We start from the raw sequence: 6918 nt of genomic DNA, 5'->3' as shown, positions 1-6918 counted from the left end.
ATCCTCAACAACGAGCGCCTCGGCATGGTGCGGCAGTGGCAGGAGCTGCTGCACGGCGAGCGCTACAGCCACAGCTGGTCCGAAGCGCTGCCCGATTTTGTGAAGCTCGCTGAGGCCTTCGGCGCCAAGGGCATCTGCGTCAGCGATCCCAAGGACCTGGATGATGCGATCATGGAAATGATCGAATACGACGGGCCGGTGATCTTTGACTGCCTGGTGGAAAAGCACGAAAACTGCTTCCCGATGATCCCGTCGGGCAAGGCGCATAACGAGATGCTGCTGGGCGAGGCCGATACCCAAGGCGTCATCCAGGCCGGCGGTGCGGTGCTGGTGTAACGCGGCAGCGCCGCAAAGTCTCAGGAAGAATTCTGCCAGAAGTTTTTCAGGAAACTTTTGGCGGCCACTAACAAAAGGACGACGTCTGATGTCTGCCCTGCATATCAAAAAAGGCTCCACCCGCCATTCCGCCTATAACCTGCGCCCGACGTTTTCGGATGAGCAGGAGCGGCACACCATTGCGGTGCTGGTGGAAAACGAACCCGGTGTCCTGGCCCGTGTCATCGGGCTGTTCTCGGGCCGCGGCTACAACATCGAAAGCCTGACGGTGGCCGAGGTGGACCATACCGGCCATCTATCGCGCATCACCATTGTCACCACCGGCACCCCGCAGGTGATCGAGCAGATCAAGGCCCAGCTGGGCCGCATCGTTTCGGTGCGCGACGTGCATGACCTGACCGTCGAAGGCGAGGCGGTCGAGCGCGAGCTGGCAATCCTGAAGGTCGCGGGTGAAGGCGACAAACGCGTCGAGGCGCTGCGGCTGGCGGATATCTTCCGCGCCAATGTGGTCGACAGCACGCTGAACAGCTTTGTTTTCGAGATTACCGGCGCGCCGGAGAAGATCGACGCCTTTGCCGATCTGATGCGTCCGCTCGGCTTGTCCGAGATTGCCCGCACCGGTGTTGCTGCGCTGCTGCGCGGCAATTGACCCTGCAGCCGGCCCGAAGAAGGGCCGGCAGTATCAGCCCGGCTTACATGAAGCGGCGCCGCAATGCGCCGCTTTTTTTCACAGAATGCTGCGGAAAGGGAACCACGGTTCCGTTTTCCTGTCCGGCGCCCGCCGCTTTGGCGCCGCGGCCTGCTGCGGCACACAGCCGGTCCGCCAGGTCCGGGCTGCCCTGCTCCAGCACTAGCGCAAGATTTTCCGCAATCCTGCAATTGCCATTCAATGTTAATTCACACTCGACCCAATCGCCTGGGTTCAGTTCCAGGAAATCTTCACTTGCCTTTCTCGTGTAAAAAGCAAGGTCACCCTGATCATCGCACCAAATAACGGCTTTGTTCAGTGGGTCGTCTCTCCATAAAACAATTCCAAACATACCAGTCCTCGCATTGCTGCATTCCAATTCTGGTACAATTGAGGTGACGCTAACATGGTAAAATACGCGCCGTGCTATTGCAATTTGTGTCAGCTTGACTAGCCTGATGACGTGAACTAGCAACAGGTTTGATGCTGAATGGATTCAACGCCGCGCGCCTCTTTGCCATTCTCTTGCATAAAACACTGTCAGACAGTGCTAAAATGCTGAAAACAGCCACGCCATCAGGGGCAATAATGACCAGCCAAACGCGATCGCCCGCCGACCTGAGGAACATGTTTGGCGCCAATTTGCGTCAATTGTCGCGCCAGTATCCGTCGATTTCCGAACTGTCGCGGCAACTGGGGATCAACCGGACTCAATTCAACCGTTACCTGTCCGGAGAAAGCTTTCCGCGCCCGGACGTGCTGGACCGTATCTGCCAGTTTTTCGAAGTGGATGCCCGTATTCTGCTCGAGCCGGTGGCAAAGCTGTCAAAGGCCGGCCAGGTCATCAACGGCGCCTTTCTCGCCGATTTCCTGGGGTGCGGTGTGCTGCAACTTAGGGAAGAGTTTTTTCCGTCCGGATTCTACCGTTTCACCCGCCGCAGCTTTATCAATGACAACAAATTCGTCATCGGTCTGGTCTATGTGTTCCGCAACGCGGGGGTTACATATATCAAAGGCTTTGAGGCCAAGGAGGCAATGCGCGGCCAGGGCCTGCCCGACAGGCCCGGCGTCCGCGAATTCCGCGGCTACATCAGCGGCCACGAGGACGGCGTCGCCTTTGTTATCGCCCGCCGCAATGCCATGACCTACTCCTTCAACTACCTGGCCCGGGTGGCTTCGCTGGAGAACAACTTTTGGTCCGGCTATGTTGCCCGCACCATCCGGGAAAACGAAACCGGCGAGCGGGTGACGCGGATGGTCTATGAACACCTGGGCCGTAACACCAAACAGGTGCTGGCCGCTGCGCGCAGCGCAGGTTTCGCCGACGAGGCGGAACTGCTGCCGTTTCACCAGCGTCTGCTGCAGAGCGGCCAGCCCTTCCGCTGACGCTATTCAGCAGCAGCTTGGCGGTAGATGTGCCAAGTGGCGTGGCCAAGCAGCGGCAGCACCAGGAACAGCCCCAGGAACCACGGCAGCAGCGCGGCAAAGGTCACAGCTGCGATCAGCCCGGCCCAGATCATCATCACCGGAAAATTCTGCTGGACGTATTGGAAGCTGGTGATCATTGCGGTGACAAAATCCACCTCCCGGTCCAACAGCAGCGGCAGGGAAATCACCGTAATCATATAAAGCAGCAGCGCAAACAGGGCGCCCACAGCCGTCCCCACGGCAAGCATGACCAGCCCGTTGGCGGTCAGAAAAACCTCGGCTGAACTGGAGATATTGGTCATTGTGGCACGGCCCATGAACAGGGCGAAAATCATATGGCCAAGGAAAAACCAGAACAGGAACACCACAATGATGATGGCGCAGATAGAAGGCAGCTGGCGGCGGCTTTGCTGCAGAACCACGCCCAGGATCCTGCCGGCCGCTATCCCCCTGCCCTGCTCCAGACGGTGCGAGACCTCAAAAAGGCCCACCGCGGCAAAGGGTCCGATCAGCGGAAAACCGATCGCTGCAAGAACCAGCCAATAGGTGGTTCCGGTCTGAACCGTGACCCAGGCCATGGCCCAGCCTGCCAGCACATAAAAGCCTGCAAAAAACAGCCCGTACACAGGTTTCGCCCGGAAGTCCGCCCAGCCCCGGCGCAGTGCCTCAAACAGCATCCGAGTCGAAACCGGCCGCAGCGGCGGCACCCCAAAGGGCTTCTCAGTGGTCATCGCGGTTTGTCCTCCCATTTGGTCTATTTGCCAGCCTAGCCGCGAACCCGCTGTTAAAAAATGCCTTTGGGATACATGTTCTCAATTCCTTTACCGGTCCAGCCATCCGGCCCGCCGGACCCGGTGGCGATCACCTCCCCCTTGGCCCGTTCCGCATCGCTGTTTCACCGTCAAAGATCGGATTCACCTTGACCTTGGCCTTGGCAAAACCCTGCTCGTTCAATAGCTGAAACCGGTAATGCCGGTTTCGCTGCCGGAAGCAATGAGGCTGAACTGCAGGTTTAGTACGCCAAAAATTGACAGTTAAATGAACGCGAACGGAAAAAGAGCCTCAGGGCCGGGCACCCTGAGGCTCTTTTCCTTTTCCGGTCCGTGCGCTGGTTCCGGCACCGTGACGGGTCAGTCCTCGCCCTGCGCCTCGGAGCGGCTTTTGCCGGCCACATTCATCGCCAGAGTTGCGCCCATGAACCCGTCCAGATCACCGTCCAGCACGCCCTTGGTGTCCGACGTCTCGTGGCTGGTGCGCAGGTCTTTGACCATCTGGTATGGCTGCAGCACATAAGACCGGATCTGGTTGCCCCAGCCCGCATCGCCCTTGGCTTCATGGGCGGCGTTGATCTCGGCATTGCGGCGGTCCAGCTCCTGCTGATACAGGCGTGATTTCAGCGCCTTCATGGCAATGTCGCGGTTCTGGTGCTGCGATTTCTCGGACGAGGTCACCACGATGCCGGTTGGAATGTGGGTGATCCGCACCGCCGAGTCGGTGGTGTTCACGTGCTGGCCGCCTGCCCCCGAGGAGCGGTAAGTGTCGACGCGGATATCCGACGGGTTCACGTCAATCTCGATATTGTCGTCCACCACCGGGTAGACCCAGACCGAGCTGAAGGAGGTGTGCCGCTTGGCCGCCGAGTCATAGGGCGAGATCCGCACCAGCCGGTGCACGCCGCTTTCGGATTTCAGCCAGCCATAGGCATTGTGGCCGGAGATTTTATAAGCGGCGGATTTGATGCCGGCTTCGTCGCCCGCGCTTTCGGACTGCAGCTCGACCTTGTAGCCCTTTTTCTCGGCCCAGCGGACATACATCCGCGCCAGCATCGACGCCCAGTCGCAGCTTTCAGTGCCGCCGGCGCCTGCGTTGATTTCAAGGAAGGTGTCATTGGCATCGGCCTCGCCGTCCAGCAGCGCTTCCAGCTCTTTCTCGGCGGCCTTGGCTTTGAGCGCCGCAAGGGCAGCCTCAGCATCCTTGATGACCTCGTCATCCTCTTCCATCTCCCCCAGCTCGATCAGCTCGATATTGTCGGAGAGGTCCTGTTTGATGCCCTTGTAGGTATCGATCGCATCCACCAGCGCCTGACGTTCGCGCATCAGCTTCTGGGCCGCCTCGGGGTCGTCCCACAGGTTCGGATCCTCGACCCGCGCGTTGAACTCCTCCAGGCGGAATTCAGCGGTTTCCCAGTTCAGCCGCTGGGCCAGCAGCTCCAGCGATTTCTCGATGTCCGCCACGATGTTCTGGGTTTCCGCGCGCATGGGGTGTCCTTGCAATCTTGGGCATTTTCAGGTCAGGCCTGCGTGATAGACCACCCTTGCGCCGCGGGCAAGCCGACAGCGGCGCAAGCTGCGGTCCAGGTCAGTACAAGCCGCCGGAGCTGATGGTGCCGAAGGTCGCCTTGGGCCCCAGCACGGCGGTGCCGCCGCTGGACGTGGTCACTTTGCGGCCGGACTCCTGCACCTCCTCGATCAGAGGCAGGTTCGATCCCATCGCAAAGCCGCCATCATAGGTGAGGCCGAAGATCGGCTCGGCACCGTCGCGGAAATACTCCGCCACCACATAGGCGCCTGACGCATTGTCGGGCAGCCGTGCTCCGGTATAGCGGTCGATCTTGATGAAATGGCCGCCTTCCGGCACGTCAAAGGGGCCGCCGCCGAATTTCTCGGTCGCCTTTTTCATGAATTGCTGGAACACCGGACCGCACATGGTGCCGCCATAGGCGCCGCGGCCCATCGGGCGGGGCTGGTCAAAGCCCATGTAGCAGCCGGCCACGATGTTGGAGGTGAAGCCGACAAACCAGACATCACGGGAATCGTTGGTGGTGCCGGTCTTGCCCGCAGTGGGCACCGGCAGGTTGATCACGCTCGACGCGGTGCCGCGGTCGACCACGCCCCGCAGCATCGAAGTCAGCTGATAAGCGGTGATCGGATCCATCACCTGCTCCCGGTCGGTGACAATCCGCGGCGCCTGGCCGGGGGCCAGATCGGGGTCGGCGCATTCAACGCAGTCGCGGTCGTCATGCCGGTAAATCGTGCGCCCGAAACGGTCCTGCACCCGGTCGACCAGCGTCGGCTTCACCCGTTCGCCGCCATTGGCAAACATCGCATAGGCCGCCACCATCTTGTAAAGCGTGGTCTCCTCCGCCCCCAGCGAGTTGGCAAGGAAGGTGCCCATGTTGTCATAGACGCCAAAGCGTTCGGCATAGCCCGCAACCACCGGCATCCCGACCTCCTGCGCAAGGCGGATGGTCATCAGGTTCCGGCTTCGCTCGATCCCGGTGCGCAGGGGCGTCGGGCCGTAGAATTTGTTGGAGGAGTTCTTGGGACGCCACAGGCCCTGCGGCGTATCAATCTCGATCGGGGCATCGACCACGATGGTCGCCGGGCTGTAACCGCTGTCCAGCGCCGCCGCATAGACAAACGGCTTAAAGCTGGAGCCGGGCTGGCGCAGCGCCTGGGTCGCGCGGTTGAACACCGAATGCTGGTAGGAAAAGCCGCCCTGCATCGCCAGAACCCGGCCGGTGTTCACGTCCATCGCCACAAAGCCGCCCTGCACTTCCGGCACCTGGCGCAGCGACCAGTGGCTGAAGGCATCGTCTTTCTTTTCGGCCCGCACCAGCACCACATCGCCGCGGGTGAAATTATCGGCAAAACTGCCCTTCATCCATTTGATGTCGGAGCGCGGCACAGTGCCCGTGCCCTCATTGTTTTCGACACCGACGGTCAGCGATTTGTCACCAACCTCCAGCACCACAGCCGGATACCATTTGCCGCCCAGTGCGATATCACGGGACACATCGGCATTGGCCAGCGCCTCGCGCCAGCTGGCCTCATCCGCCAGCTGCGCCTCTTCCAGTGTCACCCCCGTGCCGCGCCATCTCCCGCGCGAGCGGTCGTATTTCTGCAAGCCGCCGCGCATCGCCAGCGCCGCTTCTGCCTGCATCTCGTGGTCGATGGTGGCGCGCACGGTAAAGCCGCCGGTGAAAAATTCGCCCTCGCCGAAGTCCTGGGTCAGCTGGCGGCGGATTTCATCGGTGAAGTAATCGCGTGGCGGCAGCGCGGTGCGGAAGCTTTCGAAATCGCCGTTCTGCACCGAGCGCAGCGGCTGCGCCACTTCGACGCCGTAGACATCCCGCGAGATATAGCCGTTCTCCCGCATTTCCCGCAGCACGTAGTTGCGGCGGGCCAGCAACCGTTCCTTTTGGCGCACCGGGTGATAATCCGACGGCGCCTTGGGCATCGCCGCGAGCGTTGCCGCCTCATGCGGGGCCAGCTCGCTCAGGGTCTTGTTGAAATAGGTCTGCGCCGCCGCCGTCACGCCATAGGAATTCTGGCCCAGGAAGATCTCGTTCAGATAGAGCTCCAGAATCCGTTCCTTATCAAGCGTCTCCTCCAGCCTGGTGGCGAGGATGATCTCCTTGATCTTGCGCTCTGCGCGGCGGTCGCCGGACAACAGGAAGTTCTTCA

At 60.8% G+C, this 6918-nt stretch carries 7 protein-coding genes; 3 read left to right on the top strand and 4 right to left on the bottom strand.

Annotation, left to right across the window (positions count from 1 at the left end; translation table 11 throughout):
- Together VOI29_RS21020 and ilvN are read left to right on the top strand one after the other, a co-directional pair.
- Positions 1-336, top strand: a 336-nt coding sequence (locus VOI29_RS21020; protein ID WP_323783369.1) for a thiamine pyrophosphate-dependent enzyme, incomplete at its 5' end; no start/stop codon positions are given.
- A gap of 88 nt (positions 337-424) precedes the next feature.
- Complete coding sequence (gene ilvN, locus VOI29_RS21015) at positions 425-985, top strand: acetolactate synthase small subunit (protein WP_323783367.1); 561 nt, start codon at positions 425-427, stop codon at positions 983-985.
- A gap of 43 nt (positions 986-1028) precedes the next feature.
- On the opposite strand, the gene VOI29_RS21010 is transcribed toward ilvN, so the two are convergent.
- Complete coding sequence (locus VOI29_RS21010; protein ID WP_323783365.1) at positions 1029-1376, bottom strand: hypothetical protein; 348 nt, start codon at positions 1374-1376, stop codon at positions 1029-1031.
- Between the two features lie 236 nt (positions 1377-1612).
- On the opposite strand from VOI29_RS21010, the gene VOI29_RS21005 reads away from it, so the two are divergent.
- Positions 1613-2410 carry a helix-turn-helix transcriptional regulator gene (locus VOI29_RS21005; protein WP_323783363.1) on the top strand — a complete coding sequence of 266 codons (798 nt, stop codon included), beginning with the start codon at positions 1613-1615 and terminating at the stop codon, positions 2408-2410.
- 2 nt (positions 2411-2412) lie between these two features.
- On the opposite strand, the gene VOI29_RS21000 is transcribed toward VOI29_RS21005, so the two are convergent.
- From VOI29_RS21000 to VOI29_RS20990, 3 genes are all read right to left on the bottom strand, one after another.
- Positions 2413-3183: a DUF2189 domain-containing protein gene (locus VOI29_RS21000; RefSeq protein ID WP_323783361.1), complete on the bottom strand. Its 771-nt coding sequence runs from the start codon at positions 3181-3183 to the stop codon at positions 2413-2415.
- Between the two features lie 399 nt (positions 3184-3582).
- Positions 3583-4710: a peptide chain release factor 2 gene (gene prfB, locus VOI29_RS20995; protein ID WP_323783359.1), complete on the bottom strand. Its 1128-nt coding sequence runs from the start codon at positions 4708-4710 to the stop codon at positions 3583-3585.
- Between the two features lie 100 nt (positions 4711-4810).
- Positions 4811-6918: penicillin-binding protein 1A (locus tag VOI29_RS20990; RefSeq protein WP_323783357.1), on the bottom strand; the 2108-nt coding region annotated here is incomplete at its 5' end.

The sequence above is a fragment of the Leisingera sp. genome, assembly GCF_034669605.1.
Classification (GTDB): Bacteria; Pseudomonadota; Alphaproteobacteria; order Rhodobacterales; family Rhodobacteraceae; genus Leisingera.
This window is presented reverse-complemented; position numbering and strand designations above follow the sequence as displayed.